Raw genomic sequence first — 18937 nt, 5'->3', positions numbered from 1 at the left:
CTTTTAATTTACTATTGTTTACTCTACCGATTCCTTAATGAAAAGGGCAGTCAAAAATACAAATACATATGCCTGAATCAATCCGTCAAAAATATCAAAATAAAAACTGAACGGAATTGGTACAAGGAGTGCTGCAAACTGCTTAAGCAATTCCATAACTACAAATGACGCCAGGATATTACCAAAAAGCCGCATGCACAAAGAAAGCGGTTTAATAAATAATTCCAGGACGTTAATAGGGGCTATGATAGGTGACGGCTCTGCAAAGCCTTTTATAAAACCTTTTACCCCTTTTTTGTGAAGGCCTGAATATTCTATCAGAAGTATGCTCATGACAGCAAGTGCTGCAGTGGTATTTAAATCCTTGGTAGCGGCTTGAAGCCTGCCAGGCCAATCAAATTAGCCACTCCGAGATAAATTCCCACTGACATGAGATAAGGAATATACCTCTTCCCTTCTTCCCCCACTAAATCTTCAAAAAAATTGTAAATTCCACCGATTGTCATTTCAAGCGCCAGCTGCTTCTTTCCAGGATTCTCAACCTTAAGATTTCTCACCAGAATGATGGAAAGGAGTGTCAGTGCTGCCATGATAATCCATGTCACCACTACTGATTCAGCAATGGGAATGCCTCCGAATATGGGAATGGTAAACACCGTTTCGCAGTTCAGTTCCTCTAATAACTTCTCTGCCAAATCCTCCGTAATGCTCACTTCCTTTCTTAAACTGTCTTCCCCTTTATATATTACCAGATTTACAGATTGTACTCCTAAATATACAATGTTGCAGAGGTCTAACGTGTATCATACTTTCATCTGCGGAAATTGTCAACTTTTTGCGAATTTCATAACATCTTATTAATGCCGTTAATTGTTTGAACATTTGAAACAATTTTTCGTCTGAAATTCTAAAATTATTATTAATTTTTTTAACCCAAAATATGTTCAGATCCCAAAGAACTTTATTTTTTAGCGAATTTTTCTAGGTTTTATGTTGAATTTTTTTTCTAATAATTTGTGAAATTTGACTATGTTTTTTTTGCTTTTTTTTCATTTCACCGTCATTAGTACCTAACGCAATTATAAATAGATAAGATTAGATAGAGAAAAAGGATATGCTCCCGTCCTTCCCCTCCTATATGGCTATCAAATCCTACAAATGTCATGCAAAAAACTTTTCCTGTTTTTCATGGATTTCTTCCTATTAAAATAGAAATAATTCTGGTATAATAAGGGAAATGTAAAACCATTGTTTTAAAGGAGGTATTTTTATGGGAGAAATGATTTTTTCATTTGACGGGACCAAACTGTATTTAAACAAGGAAGTTCCAGAGGCCGCCCGGGGGGCAGCCGTTATTGTCCATGGGTTATGTGAGCATCAGGGAAGGTATGATTACTTTGCAGAGCTGTTTCATAAAGCCGGGATCGCGACCTACCGCTTTGATCACAGGGGGCACGGGCGTTCTGAGGGGGAACGGACTTATTATGATGACTTCCATGAGCTGCTTGACGATACCAATGTAATAGTAGACATGGCAATCCGGGAAAATCCGGATATCCCGGTATTTTTAATCGGTCACAGCATGGGGGGCTTTACCGTTTCCCTATACGGTGCAAAATATCCGGATAAGAGGCTTCGCGGAATTATCACAAGTGGAGCATTGACAAAGGATAATATGGGGCTCATAAGCAGTGTTCCGAAAGACCTGGATCCCCACACCAAGCTTCCCAACGAACTGGGCGCCGGCGTGTGCTCCGTAGCCGAAGTTGTTGACTGGTACGGTAAGGATCCCTATAACTCAAAAACCTTTACTACCGGCTTATGCTACGCCCTCTGCCAGGGAATTGCCTGGTTTGGGGAGGCAGTGGGAAGGTTTGAATACCCGATTCTCATGCTTCATGGGGAAAAGGATGGATTGGTAAGCGCCCAGGACACCTATCAGTTTTTTTGCAGCTGCTCCGTCAAAAGATAAGCAGATGAAGATCTACGGAGGATTGTTCCATGAGATCTTTAATGAATACTGCAAGGATGAGGTCATCAATGATGTCCTGCACTGGATTGAAGTACGGATTTCCCTTTAAGATAAGTATGCCATGATTTACATACACCAATGCAGAAAGCAGCGTTTTTCCTTTCGGATAAACGCTGCTTCCTCTCATATCTTTCACTTTTCAGTTCACTACCAGTGAATGACCGTGCCTCCCACTTTCTGTTTCTCCGTATCAAACACAATCACCGTTCCGAGTCCCTTCACGCCTCCTGCTGTAAGCAGGTCAGAAGAATCCCCGATATCACCATGGGCCAAAATGACTACATAGCTCTTTCCCTTCCAGCCAACAGATACCGCTTCTGCATCAGAAGGGTCTAATGGAACCGTTGGATCCGTACCGAATACAGGAAGAAGAGAAAGCTCCGGTGATTCGTATTTCCCTTTTTCCCCTCCTGAAACAACAGAAATGATGGAAGTAAAGCCTTCTGCTTCTTTACCGGCCAAAAGCTGCTTACCTGTTTCCATTTGGTTATAATTTCTGGAAATCCGGCCATCTGACAGTTTCAGCTCACAGCCTTCTGTCAGAACCGTCAATTCCCCGTCCGTCCTGCTGCCAAAATAGCGCACAGTTCGTCCGGAGCGCGATACCTTTCCCTGGTTGTTAAAATGGAAAAGCTGCTGGTATGTGTGTTTTTCTCTGGAGAAAATTCATCGGTGATCAGATAAAGGTCCGTATCAATTGCCAGCACTTTTCTGGTGATCCACACATTTCCCTCTTCTCCATTTAAATATCCACCGTGGCTTCCCTGGATATAGCGGTATCCGCCCTTTTTCTTATAGCCGCCAAAATAGGCTGCGGACATCTTATCCACGCCCCATGCATCCCGGCATTTTAAATAGTCACGGCCGTCTACCAGAGGAACGTTGTGGCCCAGGGCGCTTTTAAACCAGGTTCTCGCTTCACCGGGCACATAATGGTAACGTCCTGTGTCCATAAGAATATCTTCTCCGTTGATCACAAGATCCACATGCAGCTTATCGGAATGGCCGTGGCCTCCCCCAAGGAAACCGCAGCGAAAATGGAAATAATCCGCATTTTCATCCCATCCGGACCGGACAAAAAGATTTCCGGTGCTTTCCATAACCCTGTCTAAGAAATCCGGTTCTTTTGCATTAAGCTTTCCGTAGCCCTCGATTCCCTCTTTTAAGAAGTCCCAGGCTCCGTCATAATCCATCTTGTCATAAGCGCAGAACTTTAACACCGGGTCTGCAAACAGCCAGGCACTTTGAGCCAATAAGTCCCTGAGATCGGTTTCATCACTGTCTCCCTGCATGGGCTGGCAATGATTCGGCTTTTTCCATGCAATATTTGCATAGGCCATCTGCCGGACTTTCTCAGTCTTTTTCCTTGAAAGCTTAATGTCATATCGCCTTGCCAGCCGCAGTACTTCCAGACAACAGTGAAACACCTCATTATGGTACATGGGGGATTGCTCCCAGTGCACTCCGTCATCAGTAACCTGCACATCCATCTCTTCACTAAGACGCCTAAGCGCTGCATCCAAGTATTCCTTTGTCCGGTCGCAGATAGGAAGGGCCAGTGCAATCTCCATAAGCCCCCGGTTCTCAATAACTCCCCAGTTGCTCTTGATCTGGAAATGTTTGTAGGTTGTCATCAGGTATTCCGCGTGAACGGTGAGACAATCCATATATGCCTTTACAAGTCCGTCATCCACAGAGGGGCTGTCCTTAAAATAGCTCATGGCTTTTACCCAGGTTTCAGCCCGTATTCCGGCCTCAATGCTCCTCCATGTAGTTTGCTTGGTTTCTTCTGTCAGAGGGTTATTCTTTATCCAGGAATCCAAAAGCTCTGCAAAAGCCTTTGCATATTTTTCATCGCCGGTTATGGCATATGCCTGTCCCAGGCATATAAAGAATTGGTGGCGGTTGAACTGAAAAATAAATTCCGGATCATCTCCCGGCATGTAGTCCCAAACCACTTCCCGGTCAAAATGCACCGGCACATAGGTTCGTTCCATATCCCACCGCAGATCAAACAAAAATGTATGCTCCACTGCATCATCTGCAATGCGGAGGATATGGCTCACTTCCTCAGGCCAGTTCCTTTGACAGTAATCTGCGACCCATGCCTTGTCCTCACAGGTAATATAATTGTTCCTGTTTTCAAAATACTGTTCCTTTGACATCTTGTTCCCCCTCTTCCGTAATTGATTATTTTGTTAGTTATTATCATTATATAGGAAGAATTGGAGAAATGGAATAAACGATCTTCAGATTCATATTCTTTTTTTAGATTTTTAAATTATGGAATTGGAGACCAGTCTAAATAAAAATACCTTACATAACGCATTTTATTTACTCATGCGGGCACCCACTCGTTATTAATGCCTCGCCTGTATCGAATGTATAATGTGCCCCGCAGCAGCGGGTGCGTCGTTTTCATGGCTTCCAGCATTTCCTCCGGCGTTTTTCATAAGTAGTAAGTGTTATGCAGTTACAGGCCAAGTTGGCCCGTAGTGTGAATATAAAAATAAGACGGATCCCTAACGGAATCCGTCTATCTTGTTATTGTGCCGTTCATTCCTTCAATAAGGAGGGTTACAAAAATCATAGTTATTTCACATGACAGCAAAGTAGTCCTTCAGCTCCTCCCCTGCCGCAGCCATGGCTACCACATCCACGCATACGCAAAGCGCCGGGGAACTGACCTCATCCAGAACACGCTTGACATCGGCCAGATTCAGTACCAGATTGCTTTCATAAGGCTGAAGCTGTTCCAGTACCAGCTCAATCCCCTTTTCCTCAGCAATTGCCGCTATCTTTTTGTAAGTATCAACCAGCCTGGCAAAGGACTTCTCCCTTGGCAGATCCAGAAGCCCGCAGCCGGAATTCAGAAAAACCTTGTTGGTGCCCATTATTAGGGCATCGTCCATAGCCATTCTGAAATAATCCACTGTACGCTTTCTCACCGCCTCCTGTGGATCTGAAAAGCTATAGGGATAAGATAAGGTCTCCGGGGTGTAAACCGCCACATCCAGCCCCCGTTCATCCATCATTTGCCGGATAGAGTCCAGTTTAGCTCCTGCATCTTACGCAAAGGGATAGTCCAACCTGCAGTAGTGAGGAATTCCCCCCCAAAGATCCACGTGCTTCAGACCGCATCTTTTCATGGAGTCAAGATAATATTCCAGGGAATAATGAATGTACTGAACGCTCATTACTCCGATCTGATCCATCGTAATCTTTGACATTTCCGCCGTCCTCCCATCATCAATAGTCAAACTGGCGGTAATAACGGCGAATCACCATGGGATGGCGGAACTCCTCCTCCATATGGGCATCCACACGGTTATTCACCGCATGCATCACAAGGTGTGAAACAGAGCCTCTGAATTCCCGGCTGATTCCCTTCAGTTCATAATCCCTCGTATCAATGACAGTGTAATTCTTGCAGACCTTGGGCAGAAAACCTTTCACGCGCTCTGACAGGGGACGCTGCTCGTCCTCTCCGATGAAGAGAGTGACCGGAGTCTCCGCATCCACAACCTCCAGCATGCCATGGAAAAATTCAGCGCTGGTGATGGATTTGGTGCGGATCCACAGCTGTTCCTCCCAGTAGCACATCGCATAGGAGTAAGTAGCTCCCCACTGGTTACCGCCGCCCACAAAGTAGTGGGGCATATCCGGACGGGCCTTGAAATATTCATATTTATTCCTGGCAAATTCAGCTGCCCACTGGTCTGCTTCCTTCTCAACCTCCACCAGGCCCGGGCCAGATAAGCCTCCATCTCTGCGTTGTACTGGTCGTACTCAGGGAACTCCCCGTTGTTGAACATCAAACGGTTGGCCACCATATAGAACTTCAGCTGCTCATTCATAGGGTAGGAAATGCACCAGTCGCACAGTTTCACCATGGGGGCATCCGGCTTGTCGATGAAGCCAAACACCTTGGCGCCGGTTTTCCGTACCTTCTCAATGGCCTTTACCATCTCCTCAGTGCTTCCCGTTACAGATGAGAAGATCACAATGGAATCCTTGGTGAAACGCTTGTTGCCGGTGGTGATGAACTCCGCGCCGTTCTCCACATATACCGGAATGGAGCTTCTGCCCCTCATATAAACCTCTACCTGCATGCCGGAAGCCCAGGTCCCGCCGATTCCAATGAAATAAATTCCATCAAAACCTCTCTGCTGAATTTCGTCCACAACTTTCTCTATCTCCGGCCGCAGCGCCAGAGCGCCGTTTACATTGTCAATCTGCTTCTGTTCATCAAACTTTAACATAATTGCTCCTTCCTTCTACTTGTGGAAATGCACCTTGAAGTTGCACTTATCTCCACGAGTATAAGATTTCGAATATTCTATCACACGGTCATCCTCGTCATAGGTGGTACAGGAGAACAGGAATACCGTCTGATCTTTGTTGATATTAATCAGCCTGGCATCGGACTGGGTCAGCTGGACCAAGTCCAGGGTCTGCCATGCCCTCACAGGATTAATCCCATAAAATTTATAGATTTCAAACATGCTGAACACGCTCTGATCGATCCCTTCCATCTTGGGTACCAGATTATAGGGAATATAGATTTCCTGAATGGCAATGGGATCTTCATCCGCATAGTCCAGACGCTTGATATAATACAGCATATCTTCCTCGTTGATTCCAAAGATTGCCGCGTATTTCTCTCCGGCCTTCCGCTGGCCTTTCAACAGGATCTTGCGCTTATTCTGCACATGCTTTTCATCCATGGTCTGGGTAAATCCGCCCAGCACCTCTAAGTCCCTCTCGATCTGGGCCACAACATACACGCCCTTACCCTGGACACGCTTTAACAAACCCTCGTTCACCAGCGCGTCAATTGCGCTGCGGACGGTCAGACGGTTGATTCCGTAGGTACCTGCCAGAACATTTTCTGAAGGGATAGCCGTACCGGGAGCATACTCCCCGTCCTCAATTTTAGAACGTACCACTTCCCTAAGCTGAAGATAAATAGGTGAATTGTAAGCTACCTCTGCTGTTTTGGCCAACTTTTTTCCTCCTTGTTATGAGCACTTAGCGGTCATCTTTTTGCCGCTTATGTGCAATATTACCAGGCGCCGTTGTACTCCAATGTCACACTGGAATTGGCAGCACCCATTCTCATGCAATCTTTTAATTCTCTGCCTTCCAGAATCCCCTTTAAGAATCCTGCAATATAGCTGTCCCCGGCTCCCATGGTATCCACCACGTTGCAGGGCACGATCCCGAATGTGGTAAACCCGGTTCCGTCATAGGCAATGCTGCCCTTTTCTCCCATTGTGGCGACCACCAGCACAGGGCCTTTTTCCTTAAGCTCCTTCATGGCCTGCCGAAGTTCCCCGGTATCTCCGTCGTCCGTGGCAAAAAACAGGTAATCCACAGAGGGAATTGCCGCAACAGCCGCGGGATCCCCCGGCCTTGTGGCTGCATCAAACGCAATCCTGATTCCCCGCTCCTTTAACTGCGCCAGATCGTCATGAATGTTTCCCCATAATCCTGTCACGATCATATCATGATCACAGATGAAATCCTTTTCCTCTTCGGTCAGCTTAAATCCGGCCAGCACGCCCTCCTCGTAATCTCCGAAAACGCGTTCACCATCCACCAGCTCCACATGGGTGATGGCCGTGTTCCCCTCCATGAAACGGATGCGGGATACATCCACACCTTTTTCTGCGATTTTCTCCTTCATCAGCGTGCCGTACTTATCTGTACCCACCACGCCCGTGTAGGAAGCCTTGCCTCCCAGCCGCACGAAATACACAGCCACGTTTACAGGATTGCCACCCGGGTAAGCGTTCCCGGTATTGTCATAGACATCCATACAGTTATCGCCAACTGCAGCCAGTTTCATATTTTATTCCTCCATTTGCCAGAAAGGAACTCACCTTCTCGTAAGCTCGCTTGCGAAGCAAACGTATTCTGAGCGGGTGATCTCCTTAAAATATTCAAACACCACGTCCTGCTGATCCATCGTTACACCCGACTGATAAATTACAGGAGCACCTTCTTCAATTTCCAGATAACCCGCTTCCTCCTCATCGCAGTAGGCGATGCTCAGCTTCTCCATACCGCCGGAAACCTCTACATCATACTGTTCCTTCAGCACAGCATAGAGAGAAACCTTGTCTAAATCGACCTGTTCCAGTCCGGCAAAGCGCTGGGCGTCCAGATAGATGGTGGAAATCAGTACCGGTATCTCATCCAGATAGCGCAGGCGCACAAGCCGTATCAGTTTGTGCCCCAGCGGCAGTTTCATTTTGCGTCCGATATCCTTGGAAGTCTCACAGAAATCCACGAGAAGCACCTTTGTATCAACCTTTCGCCCCGCAATCTGTGCCGTCTGGTAAAACCCATAGACATCCTGAAGGTTGCGGACTAATTTTTCCCTGGCCACGTAGGTTCCCGACCCATTCTTGTTATAGATTTTGCCTTCCAGGATCAGCTGCTTGATCGCGCTTCTTAGAGTGGACCGGTTAAAATTCCACATCTCGCACATGCTCCGCTCGGAAGGAAGCTTCTCATCTGGTTTTAAATGATTTTTTTATTATATAATTTTCAATTTTTTTCCATTGCCTCATCACGGGGCTTCTGGCGATCTAAATTCATGGCAGACATTCCTTTTATTTTCATATTTAAAATACAAATATTGTTTCATTATCTTCAATCTTAGAACATCTGCCTCAAAGTGTCAATCTCTCTAATTGGAGACCCCCTATTTCATGGCCGCCGCCTTCTTATTCCGGCTCTCCCAGAAGTAATATACCGGAAGTCCTGTAACCACGGCGATCAGCGCACAGGCGATACCTGCCATAGGCGCCCAGATAAAGGTTGACCAGATCAGGGTTCCTGTGATCAGCATAGCCACTCCAACCATCAGAGGCCTTGCAGGCATCCTGTATGCAGGCATATAGTGCGCCTTGTTTCTCAGCACAATGATAGTTCCAAAGGTAAGGAAGTTCTTTAACAGGGCTACCAGAGTGAAGTAACCAAGCAGGTCAGAAAGGGAGGTGGCGAAAATCAGAACAATCGCAACTGCACACTGAACCAATATGGAGAAGTAAGGGGTCTCATACTTGGGATGAACCTTGCCGAAAGCCTTGAAAAACAAGCCATCCTTTGCCATGGCGTACTCAATACGCGGCTGGAACATGATACAGCTGGACAGAGATCCAATTACCACGATAACTGCCATTACCGCCACGACGGTTCCCGCATATCCGCCAATAACCGGGATCTTGGAGGCCAGCAGAGCAATCGGAGCCTCGGAGGCTGCCAGTTCGCCAACAGACAGCAGACCGGAAGCGATCAGGGTCAGGCCGACATACAGGGCAAGTACGATAAATGCAGTAAGGATCAGTCCTCTGGGCAGATTTTTTTTGGGCTCTCTGATCTCTCCTGACATATAGCAGGCCGCCGCCATTCCATCAAAGGACCATGTGGTGGCGGAAATACCTGCCAGAAGGGCGGTAAAACCGGTTGCGGTCACTCCTGCCAGCGGCGCGGATGACAGGAATAAGTCTCCTTTAATAAAGAAGATACCGATGCCGATGATCAGCACAAAGGGAATAACCTTCAAAGCGGTGATTATGGCCTGGAATTTACCACCGCCTTCCACAGAGCGCAGATGAAGCACCATGAAAATCAGCACGAAACCAACTGCCACCAGGCGGAGAATCAAGCCGTGCACCGGAATAAAGAACGCCAGGTAGTTCGCAATGGCCAGGGCCATGATGGAAATGGACGGCGGATCGGTAGCCCAAAAACTGATCCAGCCACAGAGGAATGCAAGAGGACGTGATCCCGCTTCCTTAAAGTAAACATACTGTCCGCCGTCCTCAGGGAAGGCGCTGGCCAACTCCGCATAGCAGAAGTTGGCCGGGATCTGCAGCATTCCGCCGATCAGGAAAGACAGCACCAAAAACAGGCTGCTTCCCGCGGCTCCCGCCACCTCACCCAGTGATGAGAAGATTCCGGATCCTACTGTTGTTCCGACTCCGAGAGCGATTACGGTGCCAAGACCAAGCTTCCGCTTTAATTCGTTGGTACTTTGTTCCGGTGTTTTAACGTTCGACATACTCTTTCTCCTTTTTATTCGTATTTTTGTCAATAGGCTTCCCTTAACCGTATACGACTACATGTCCCCCAGGACGTGCATCTGTTGCTTAAAACCCCTACTCCCCCATTACCTGGATGTATATAGTTCTCTGGGCCGGTCCGTCAAATTCGCAAAAGTAAACCTCCTGAGCCCCGCCCTTTTGAATGCAGCCTTCGCTTACCAGCAGATGGCAGTGGTTTCCTGTTAGAAGTGATTTCAGATGACCGGTAGGATTGCCGGCCGTAGAACCATAGTCACGGAGCATCCTGGCGTGGGCGTATGGCCAGTCCTCAGGAGCCATCCTGGCCAGAAACTCCGCTATATCACTTTCCAGGCATTCCAGGGACTCATTTACCGTAATTCCGGTGGTTGTGTGCCTGCTGATTACGTTGACAATCCCGTTTTGAATTCTGCTTTCCTTCACGGCTTTTTCGATTTCACCGGTGATCCGGATCATCTGGTTATATTCCGTTGTCAGAAGTGTAATTGAACTTGTGCTTACCACTGGTATCCCTCCTTACTGTTCCCCTGTAACACCGCCGGAGAAAGCGTCTTCTAATCCTCCCAGGAATTCGATGGCATTGCCGCCTTTGATCAGTTTCAGGGTACTCTCTCTGAAACCCAGACGCGAAATGGCGTCCGCCATGCGGATCTGCTCGAAACGCGGATTGTTGCTTCCGAACATTACCTGGTGCCTCAGGCTGCGGTCAATCCATGTGGCAGGAATGTCATGGTTAAATACCCTCTTATAAAACTCCAAAGCATTGTCAAAATACAGAAGCCCCGTATCCGCATAAACATTGGGATATTTCAGCATAAGCATGGCTGTCTCCTGTACCCAGGGCCAGCCGAAGTGGGCAAGGCAGATCTTAAGGCCCGGCCTGTCGGCTGCCAGCGCCTCGAACTCTACGGGCCTGGAATACTTTGCCAGAGTATTGGGCTCCCAGGACAGTCCGCTGTGAAAGATTATGGGCCTGTGATACTTCTCGCAGATGTCGTAAATCGGATTCAGCTGCTCATCCGACGGATAAAAATGCTGCCGGGATGGATGAAGCTTCAATCCTCTGAGCTTCAGATCTCCAAACGCGTGCTCCAGCTTATCCCCAGCTCCCTCTGCCAGGGGATCCACCCCTGCGAAACCAATAAAGCGGTCCGGCGCCAGATCCACCAGCCTTTTGATCTCCTCATTTGTCACCAGCGGCCTGCCGTACTCTGCGGAGTAATCTTCCGGCAGCAGGCACAGGCGGTCCAGCCCCGCACAGCGCATCTGGTTGAATATGTGCTGCAGAGGTGCCGTTCCGTTTAAGTGGATGTCCAGGGCATTATGCCTTAACTCCTCCACCTTGGCATCCTCATTAATCGCTCATAAAACGCCGGATGTACATGAATGTCAATAAACATGATCAGTCTCCCTTCCCTCCCGTCTGTCAGAAGCCAGCTTCCCTCATATAGGCGCGGGTATTATCGATGGCTCTCCTGGCATACAGCCTGGGTTCGTTGATATATCCTGTCACCAGCTCCAATGTGGCAGTCTTCTCATATCCGGCATCCTTCAGCTCCTTAAACAGCTCCGGCAGCGGTATGGAACCTCGCCGGGAACAATGTGGCTGTCTGTCCCCTGATCCCCGTCAATAATATGCATGTGATACATTTTTTCGCCCAGCTTATCAATGTAAGCCATGATGCTTTCATGTTGGACAAAAGGCGGCACAACATCACACATGCCTACAATATAGGGGGAATCGATGCGTTTAAACAGTTCGATTAAGTCATTTGCGCTCTTGAACGCGTTGCTCTCATAGGGCGTCAGCGTTTCTACTACCAGCTTTACGCCAACCTTCTCAGCGTGGTCGGTCAGTTCTCTCAAGGTACTCACCATGCGGGACCAGATCTCCTCATAAGTTGAAAGGTATCCGGCATGGGCCGGTGACACCAGCATATAATCAGAACCCATTTCCTTCGCCATATCCAGACACAGCTTCAGGTAATCCACTGCGTCTCTCCTCTGCAGTTCGCTTCCAATCATAAAATTATAAGGATAGGCGTTGTGCTCTGGTGTGAATCCAAGTACCGGCATCTGATATTTATCGATCAGGCGTTTCAAGTCCTCAATTTCCCCTGCCTTCAGATCCGGTGCAAAGGCGTGAGGCCTGCCGCCCCACAGCTCGATGAAATCATAGCCGAAACGCTTTGCGTCCCGAAAGCAGTGTTCCAGCGGATTGCGCTGATAACCAGAAGTAAACATTCCAAGTTTCATAATTAATTACCCCCTTTGTTATGAGCACGAAGCGGTTGTATGCTGACCGCTTATGTGCAATACATGCCGGCTTACTCAGACGGGTTCTTCATACGCTTAGTAAGTTGGCATTGCTCGTGTGCCTTTATGATCTCTGCAATTGATTCTCCCAATGCCCGGTGGCCTTGTATGCTCAGATGGATTCCATCCTCCCCCACATCCCTGGTGACGGATCCGCCATCCAGGTACAGGCATCCGCATGTATGGGCCAGCTCCCGGAAAACCAGTGCCAGTTCTCCACTCTTTTTCCAGGACTCCCGGTCAAACATGGGATCTCCCTCAGGCTGAATGGGAACCGGGGCCACCAGTATAATCTCAGTTTTAAATCCCCTGGTATCCAGAATGTGCCTGGCCCGGATCAGAAGCTCTTCCATACCGTATCCGATTTCTCTTGCATTGACGTGGAAATGGCTTTTCGTATCATTTGTCCCAAGCATAATCACCAGATAATCAAGAGGCAGGTGGGACAGCAGAAACGGAAGCAGGTGTTCAATTCCGCAGCGCTCCGGCTCCATCCGGTCGGAAAACACAGTAGTCCGTCCGTTTAACCCCTCCTCCACAACCCGGTATTCCCCTCCCAGCGATTGAGCCATAACTCCCGGATACCGAACATTCTCCTCATATCTGGTTCCGGTCCCGGGCATGTAGCCCCAGGTATTGGAATCACCATAACAGAGAACCCGTTTTCTTATCATCTCATTCCTCCCAGGGATTGAAGGTACTGACCACTTTGGCAGCTATTCTCGAGCCTGTGTCCAGGCATGTTTCAATGTCAGACCCATTGAGAATTTCATAAAGGAATCCAGCGATGAAGCTGTCGCCCGCTCCTACAGTATTTACCACATAGGCAGGATAAATGCCTCCCTCATAAAACCGGCTGCCATCATAGGCCAAACTCCCCTGATCGCCAAAAGTGGCCACCGCAACCTTCATGCCTCTGTCTACCTTATCCTTTAAGTAGGATTCAATAAATGCATCCCGCTCCTTGTGGTAGGAATAAAATCCATAATCCACAAATGGCAGGTTTTCTCAACCAGTTCGTGGTCCAGCCGGTCTGCATAGTCAAAGCTGATCCGCGCGCCGGAAAGCTGGCGGATCTTCGGCAGGGCTTCTTCGGCCTTCCCCCACAGCGCAGTATGCACCAGGTCATGGGCAGCAGCAAAACGGACATCCTCATCGTCAAACACAATATGTTCCAGCACCCCTTCCACATAATCACCATGCACCCGGTCCAGCCCGTCCATATCCATGTATGTAATGGCAGTCAGCCCGTTCCCCACTTTGAAGTGGCTCAAATCCAGTCCTTCTCCGGACAGTGTCTCCACCATCCATTTTCCGTTTTCATCAGAACCGGTAGTACTGATAATGGATACGGGAATTCCCAGCTTCTGAATATTGACTCCCGTATCTACCACATTGCCGGTGGGGTATTTCTTTTGAATCCGCTCATACACGTCAATGCAGTTGTCTCCCATAGCAGCAACTTTCATTTTCCCTCCTTTTATGTATATATGTTTCTAGTTTTTTTATACCACTTGAAGTATATCAGATCAGTATATTAGTGTCAATTTATTATTTTTCACATAAATACGCCCATGTAATAGTGCATATTATACATAAACTATTTGATTAGTGGTAATATTTTCCATTTATTCAGCCAGAATCTATATATGTATAAATAATTTTTATACCAAAAAGGTCATCCCCCGCCAAATACTGTTGTGTACAGCCCGGCGGGGGATGACCTCTCTGCCTCCAGCCCAATCTTTTTAATCAGTTTTCTGCTCACAGACTCTCCCTGTATGCTTTTACTGCTTCCATAAATTCCTTCACGCGGACCACGTCCACGCGAGCGTAGAAATCACCGTTTTCTTTAAATGTAGTCCCCACCACTGCAGCATCCGCTGCAGAAAGCTTCCGCTCTATGGTATCCCTGCGGCACCCAGTATTGCACAGAACCACCACCTCCGGAGCCGCAGCCTTCACCTGTGCGATCAGCTCATCGTCCACATCCTGCCCGGCGGCTGAGGCAGAGATGCATAGCCCGTCCGGATTAGCTTTGAAAATTGTGGACTTGGCAATATCCTTCAGCGGTCTGGTATCCAGATTCCGGTCAGATTCCGGGTTGATGAAATAGAGCATCTTAAGCTTTTCAAGGGGCAGGGCAGCCCTGCGCCTCAGAAGCTTTGAAAAATCATTATTGTACAGTCCGCCGTCTCCCACATAGACGCCGCAGAAAGTTCCCCGTACAAAATCGGCACCCACGGCAGCAGCCAGCTCCAAGGTCGCCAGACCGTCCGAGATGCAGTCCACACCAAAAGGCACTCTGATCTCGCTCATCAATTCTCCGATAACCCTCGCCATGCTGGCAGGTGTGACGAAGCTCATATTCCTTTCATAGGGAAGGCTGAATTCGTTGGAGAATAAAATCCCGTCCACACCGCCTTCCTGCAGCGCCTTAAGATCTGACCTGGCGTGTGCTACCGTTGTCTTCATATCATTATCTGAAGAATACATGGGATCTCCTGGAAGTGGATCCAGATGCAGCATGGCAATAATCGGTTTTTTGGTATGAAACATTTTTTCAGTCCAAAGCATATGTGTTATTTCCTCCTATTTTAGTTATATATGTTCACTATATTTTAATACCACTTTTACAATATCAAACGAAAGCCCCATTGTCAACATCATTCCAGTTTTCTCACCCACTTAATTACATGCTTTGTGCAATATGCACATTTTTATGCATTATTTTTTTTACCTTTATTACAATTTTTCCGTAAAGCCCTTTTTTTGATTGAATCCAGATTCCTACCGTGTTATGATGATTTCAGAACTGGTATAAAATTATTATCAACTTATTGATACTGCTATTTTTATCAAAGGAGGCTGCATTATGCAGAAAGCTGACATTCTATTACGTTCCAACGCTGTCTTCTCAGGCCTTGCTTCCACTCCGGAAGCAGGCTTCATAGCCATATCTGGCAACCGCATTCTGGCCGTTGGTCCCTCGGACGGAGCTAAGTACACCGGACCGGACACCCAGGTGATGGATTTAGGAGATCGGCTCATCTGCCCGGGCTTTACAGACGTGCACTGTTTTTTTTCACCGGATATCTGCTTACCATCACCGGCGCTGATTTAAGCGCATGCCAGAACGCAGACCAGTTGGTGGCAGCAGCTAAGGATTACCAGAAAACCCTCTCCCCCGGCGCAGCGTGCTTGCAAGAGGGGTGCGCCCCGGCTTCACAGAACTGAGCTGCGGCCGGTTGGACCAGGAGTTCGGGGACGTGCCTGCCATCTTCTTTATGGAGGGAGGCGAAAGCTGCTATATGAACAGCGCCGCCCGCAGGGAGTACCGATTCACCCCGGACACCTGTTGGTCAGAAAGCTACTGGCGCCTTCTGAGATATATTTTGGGACAGAAGGAATTTTCCGTACCGGAATTCAGGAAATATCTGTCTATGATGAATTCAAGAGGCATTACTTCTATCAAGGAAATGGGGTTTGACGATTTCTACGGTTTTACAGAAGAACTTAAGAAATTGGAACAGGAAAACGCACTGACTGCCAGAGTACATTTCATGAGTCAGCCTGTAGGCTTTCCCATGAATCTGGAATACGGAAAGGAGATGCGGGATTTCTTCCCCGACAGTTTCGTACATTTCTCAGGCTATAACCAGATGACCGACGGATCCATCAGCCAGCTGGAAGGCGAAATGAAGTCTCCCTACCTCTGCGCGGACACCTGCTGTGCCAAAGATATCGACTGGGAAGGCTTAAGAAAGGATACCCTGGCAGCCGATAGGGAGAACTTCCGCTTTTCTCTCCATGCACAGGGCGATGGAGCCATCTGCAGGACCATAGATATCTTTGACCAGTGTCAAAGGGGACCAGATGGTAAGGTGAAAAACCGCCATGCAATCACAGACCTGGAGTGCTCAGATCCTGCTGATCTGGAGCACATGGGAGCTCTCGGCATAGTTGCAGAGGTCTATCCCCAGATCATGTCCATCGCAAACCGTGACAGCAAGCTGGCAATGATTCAGAAAACGATTGGTCTGGAACGCGAAAAAAAACTACTGGAACCGCCGGAAAATGGCCGACAGCGGTGTAATAATTTCCTGCGGCACGGACCTGCCGCTGCTTTATGACAATATTCCTGAGTCCATCTACCACACTGTAGGCGCCCTGTTCCCCGAAGGAGGTGCGCCCTTCAATGAAGAGAACACCCTGACCACTGCTGAGTTATTAAAGGCCTGGACCTACGGCGGTCAGTACAACCTGGGCTGCGAATCCCAGCTGGGCACCCTTAAAGCCGGCAATCTGGCAGACATCGCAGTGCTGGACGGGAATGTGTTTGAGACCCCCATGGACCAGATACGCGGCATTAAAGTGTGCCTGACACTGGTGGACGGCAAAATTGTCCATCGCACTATCTAAGGAAATAGATGAATTGACACGTTACATAATCGGCTCCAAACCCAGGCTGTCCCGCAGACCCGCGGACACAGTTGAATAACATTTTTTTATGGAGGTAAACATGATCGGCAAAAAAATATTTTATGGGTATTGACACGGGAACCAACTCCAGCAAAGGCGTACTGATTGACCAAGACTGCAACATCATCGCCACCGGAACTACCGAACACGCCATGACCAATCCCAGGCCCGGCCATTATGAGCACGATGCGGATGAGGATTGGTGGGGGGATTTTTGTACCATCAGCCGGCAGCTGATCGCAGAAAGCCGGGTGGACCCTGCAGACATTCTGGCTGTGGGAGCCAGCGCACTGGGCGCGGACTGCCTGCCTGTGGACGAGCAGTGCCGCCCCCTGCGAAAAGCCATCCTCTATGGCATCGACTCCAGAGCCACAAGGGAGATGGCACAGCTTACAGAGCTTTACGGTGAGGAACAGATCAAGAAATGGTACGGACGACCGCTCTGTTCCTCGGATGTGATGCCCAAGATTCTCTGGATCAAGAACAATGAGCCCCTGGTCTATGAAAAAACATACAAATTCATTACAGCTTCCACCTTTATCACCGCCAGGCTGACAGGGAATTATGTGGTGGACCGGTTCCTGGGGCTGTCCAGCTTCAATCCCCTGTACGACCGGGACGGGATGCCAAATCCCGGACTGTGCGCTCCCATCTGCCGCCCCGGCCAGCTTGCAGAGATTAAAGAGGCCAACGAGATCGCAGGCAGAGTGACCGCCCGGGCAGCAGCAGAAACCGGCTTGAAAGAGGGCACTCCGGTCATCACAGGAACCGATGATTCCGGCGCAGAGGCCATCAGCATCGGCGTGGTAGCTCCTGGCAAGATGATGATTCAGTTCGGTTCTTCCATCTATATGATTCTGGGAACAAAGGAGCTGGTGGACGATGACCGCCTGTGGCGGGAAGAATTTATCGTTCCGGGTCTATGCGACATTTCCGCAGGGACCAACGCAGCCGGTTCTCTGACCAAATGGTACCGTGACACCTTGTTCCCGGATGCCCTGGCACTCGAGCGGGCTGGCGGTCCGGATGCCTATCAGGCCATGCTGGAGGGTGTTGATCAAATTGCACCAGGAAGCGGCGGGCTGATCACACTGCCCTATTTCGCCGGCGAGCGGACTCCCATCAACGATCCCCTGGCCAGCGGCTGCCTGCTTGGACTGACCCTGGCCCACACCAGAGCCCATATGTACCGCAGTGCCCTGGAATCCGTGGCATTCTCCGTCAACCAGCAGCTGAGCCTTATGGAAGCCCATGACAACGTAATAATCGACCAGATATTCGCCGTAGGAGGCGGAGTGCAGAATCCATTGTGGATGCAGATTGTGGCGGATGTGACCGGCAAGGAGATCAATACACCGCTTGTGACCATCGGCGCCAGCTTTGGGGATGCCATGATGGCAGCTACCGCCGTAAAGTATCCCGGATTTGAGGATTTTGCCGCCCTGACCAAGTTTATCAAGACCGGCAAAACCTACCGTCCAGACGCAAAAAATCACGAAGCCTACAAGATATACCAGGATATTTATGACAGGCTTTATCCTGCTGCAGCCGAACTCATGCATGCGCTGGCGCAGCAGTAACAGCAACGAAAAAGTACGTTTGAAAGTTCATTGTGCCCGGCAGGCCGCCTTACAGCAGCCCACCGGGCACAAGAATTTTTCAACACGCTTTGACAGGGCTCAGACCGTCTGCTTTTGGATCTTCGTGGGATGACCTAAATAAAAAAGCGAACACCCTCCAGGCATCCGCTTCCCCGTCTATTCTGTTCAAACGAAATAAAACCTTTTAAATCCCCATAAATCCAGACAAAGTAAAAGCCCCAACCCCGCAGCTCTCTGTCTGCAAAACCGGAACTTTTGAGTGCGCCTTCAGGGACTCGAACCCTGGACAAATAGATTAAGAGTCTACTGCTCTACCAACTGAGCTAAAGGCGCATGTCTTTTGTTTTTTCTTTCACTGTGCTCTCGTCTCGAGCACGTGTGTAATTATATAACCGTATCCAACAAAAGTC

General features: G+C 48.6%; 22 protein-coding genes, 1 tRNA gene and 1 pseudogene. 5 read left to right on the top strand and 19 right to left on the bottom strand.

Features of this window, described 5'->3' with window-relative positions; all coding sequences use genetic code 11:
• Window positions 1-18: 18 nt before the first annotated feature.
• Window positions 19-713 (bottom strand): annotated as a pseudogene (locus tag JCM10519_RS20345) (F0F1 ATP synthase subunit A).
• A 557-nt stretch (window positions 714-1270) separates the two neighbouring features.
• Between JCM10519_RS20345 and JCM10519_RS20340 the strand changes: the two are divergent.
• Window positions 1271-1972, top strand: coding sequence for a lysophospholipase (locus JCM10519_RS20340; protein ID WP_347844957.1), 702 nt, complete (start codon window positions 1271-1273; stop codon window positions 1970-1972).
• A gap of 207 nt (window positions 1973-2179) precedes the next feature.
• Here JCM10519_RS20340 and JCM10519_RS20335 read toward each other — a convergent pair whose 3' ends face one another.
• From JCM10519_RS20335 to JCM10519_RS20270, 17 genes are all read right to left on the bottom strand, one after another.
• The gene (locus JCM10519_RS20335; RefSeq protein WP_054741440.1) at window positions 2180-2584 is read right to left on the bottom strand and encodes a hypothetical protein; all 405 of its coding nucleotides are present in this window, start codon (window positions 2582-2584) and stop codon (window positions 2180-2182) included.
• Window positions 2581-4197 (bottom strand): heparinase II/III family protein, encoded by a 1617-nt coding sequence (locus JCM10519_RS20330; protein ID WP_054741438.1) that lies wholly within the window; start codon window positions 4195-4197, stop codon window positions 2581-2583. Before JCM10519_RS20330 ends, JCM10519_RS20335 begins: the two co-directional genes overlap by 4 nt.
• 432 nt (window positions 4198-4629) lie before the next feature.
• Window positions 4630-5085 (bottom strand): TIM barrel protein, encoded by a 456-nt coding sequence (locus JCM10519_RS20325; RefSeq protein WP_347844971.1) that lies wholly within the window; start codon window positions 5083-5085, stop codon window positions 4630-4632.
• A 15-nt stretch (window positions 5086-5100) separates the two neighbouring features.
• Window positions 5101-5262 carry a hypothetical protein gene (locus JCM10519_RS32480; protein ID WP_347844956.1) on the bottom strand — a complete coding sequence of 54 codons (162 nt, stop codon included), beginning with the start codon at window positions 5260-5262 and terminating at the stop codon, window positions 5101-5103.
• A 19-nt stretch (window positions 5263-5281) separates the two neighbouring features.
• Window positions 5282-5554 (bottom strand): hypothetical protein, encoded by a 273-nt coding sequence (locus tag JCM10519_RS32475; protein ID WP_347844955.1) that lies wholly within the window; start codon window positions 5552-5554, stop codon window positions 5282-5284.
• Window positions 5485-6294: an SIS domain-containing protein gene (locus JCM10519_RS20320; protein WP_347844954.1), complete on the bottom strand. Its 810-nt coding sequence runs from the start codon at window positions 6292-6294 to the stop codon at window positions 5485-5487. The genes JCM10519_RS32475 and JCM10519_RS20320 overlap by 70 nt, the downstream gene beginning before the upstream one ends.
• Before the next feature lie 15 nt (window positions 6295-6309).
• Window positions 6310-7038, bottom strand: a complete 729-nt coding sequence (locus JCM10519_RS20315; RefSeq protein ID WP_054741436.1) for a UTRA domain-containing protein — start codon at window positions 7036-7038, stop codon at window positions 6310-6312.
• 59 nt (window positions 7039-7097) lie between these two features.
• Complete coding sequence (gene frlD, locus JCM10519_RS20310; protein ID WP_054741434.1) at window positions 7098-7883, bottom strand: fructoselysine 6-kinase; 786 nt, start codon at window positions 7881-7883, stop codon at window positions 7098-7100.
• Window positions 7884-7913: 30 nt separating this feature from the next.
• Window positions 7914-8519: a GntR family transcriptional regulator gene (locus JCM10519_RS20305; protein WP_347844953.1), complete on the bottom strand. Its 606-nt coding sequence runs from the start codon at window positions 8517-8519 to the stop codon at window positions 7914-7916.
• A 225-nt stretch (window positions 8520-8744) separates the two neighbouring features.
• Complete coding sequence (locus JCM10519_RS20300) at window positions 8745-10106, bottom strand: amino acid permease (protein WP_054741432.1); 1362 nt, start codon at window positions 10104-10106, stop codon at window positions 8745-8747.
• Between the two features lie 97 nt (window positions 10107-10203).
• Window positions 10204-10632 (bottom strand): secondary thiamine-phosphate synthase enzyme YjbQ, encoded by a 429-nt coding sequence (locus JCM10519_RS20295; protein ID WP_054741430.1) that lies wholly within the window; start codon window positions 10630-10632, stop codon window positions 10204-10206.
• A 12-nt stretch (window positions 10633-10644) separates the two neighbouring features.
• Window positions 10645-11469: an amidohydrolase family protein gene (locus JCM10519_RS20290; protein WP_347844952.1), complete on the bottom strand. Its 825-nt coding sequence runs from the start codon at window positions 11467-11469 to the stop codon at window positions 10645-10647.
• A 210-nt stretch (window positions 11470-11679) separates the two neighbouring features.
• Window positions 11680-12384: a fructoselysine 3-epimerase gene (frlC, locus tag JCM10519_RS20285; RefSeq protein ID WP_347844951.1), complete on the bottom strand. Its 705-nt coding sequence runs from the start codon at window positions 12382-12384 to the stop codon at window positions 11680-11682.
• A 71-nt stretch (window positions 12385-12455) separates the two neighbouring features.
• Entirely contained in the window at window positions 12456-13118 is a 663-nt protein-coding gene (locus JCM10519_RS20280) for an SGNH/GDSL hydrolase family protein (RefSeq protein ID WP_347844950.1), read from the bottom strand.
• 1 nt (window position 13119) lies between these two features.
• Window positions 13120-13356: a PfkB family carbohydrate kinase gene (locus tag JCM10519_RS32470; RefSeq protein ID WP_347844949.1), complete on the bottom strand. Its 237-nt coding sequence runs from the start codon at window positions 13354-13356 to the stop codon at window positions 13120-13122.
• A gap of 20 nt (window positions 13357-13376) precedes the next feature.
• A complete protein-coding gene (locus JCM10519_RS20275; protein ID WP_347844948.1) occupies window positions 13377-13913 on the bottom strand; it encodes a hypothetical protein in 537 nt (178 codons plus the stop codon).
• A gap of 295 nt (window positions 13914-14208) precedes the next feature.
• Entirely contained in the window at window positions 14209-15021 is an 813-nt protein-coding gene (locus JCM10519_RS20270) for a BtpA/SgcQ family protein (protein ID WP_054741428.1), read from the bottom strand.
• Between the two features lie 298 nt (window positions 15022-15319).
• Between JCM10519_RS20270 and JCM10519_RS32465 the strand changes: the two genes are divergently transcribed.
• The 4 genes from JCM10519_RS32465 (at window position 15320) to JCM10519_RS20260 (ending at window position 18506) form a co-directional block, all read left to right on the top strand.
• Window positions 15320-15568 carry a hypothetical protein gene (locus JCM10519_RS32465; protein ID WP_347844947.1) on the top strand — a complete coding sequence of 83 codons (249 nt, stop codon included), beginning with the start codon at window positions 15320-15322 and terminating at the stop codon, window positions 15566-15568.
• 145 nt (window positions 15569-15713) lie between these two features.
• Window positions 15714-16577, top strand: a complete 864-nt coding sequence (locus JCM10519_RS32460; protein ID WP_347844946.1) for a hypothetical protein — start codon at window positions 15714-15716, stop codon at window positions 16575-16577.
• Entirely contained in the window at window positions 16522-16866 is a 345-nt protein-coding gene (locus tag JCM10519_RS32455) for an amidohydrolase family protein (protein WP_347844945.1), read from the top strand. The genes JCM10519_RS32460 and JCM10519_RS32455 overlap by 56 nt, the downstream gene beginning before the upstream one ends.
• 122 nt (window positions 16867-16988) lie before the next feature.
• On the top strand, window positions 16989-18506 hold the full coding sequence (locus JCM10519_RS20260; protein WP_054741427.1) for an FGGY family carbohydrate kinase: 1518 nt from the start codon (window positions 16989-16991) through the stop codon (window positions 18504-18506).
• Window positions 18507-18787: 281 nt separating this feature from the next.
• On the opposite strand, the gene JCM10519_RS20255 is transcribed toward JCM10519_RS20260, so the two are convergent.
• Window positions 18788-18860 (bottom strand) — tRNA-Lys (locus JCM10519_RS20255).
• Between the last annotated feature and the right edge of the window lie 77 nt (window positions 18861-18937).

The sequence above is a fragment of the Clostridium sp. NkU-1 genome, from assembly GCA_001312405.1.
This window is presented reverse-complemented; position numbering and strand designations above follow the sequence as displayed.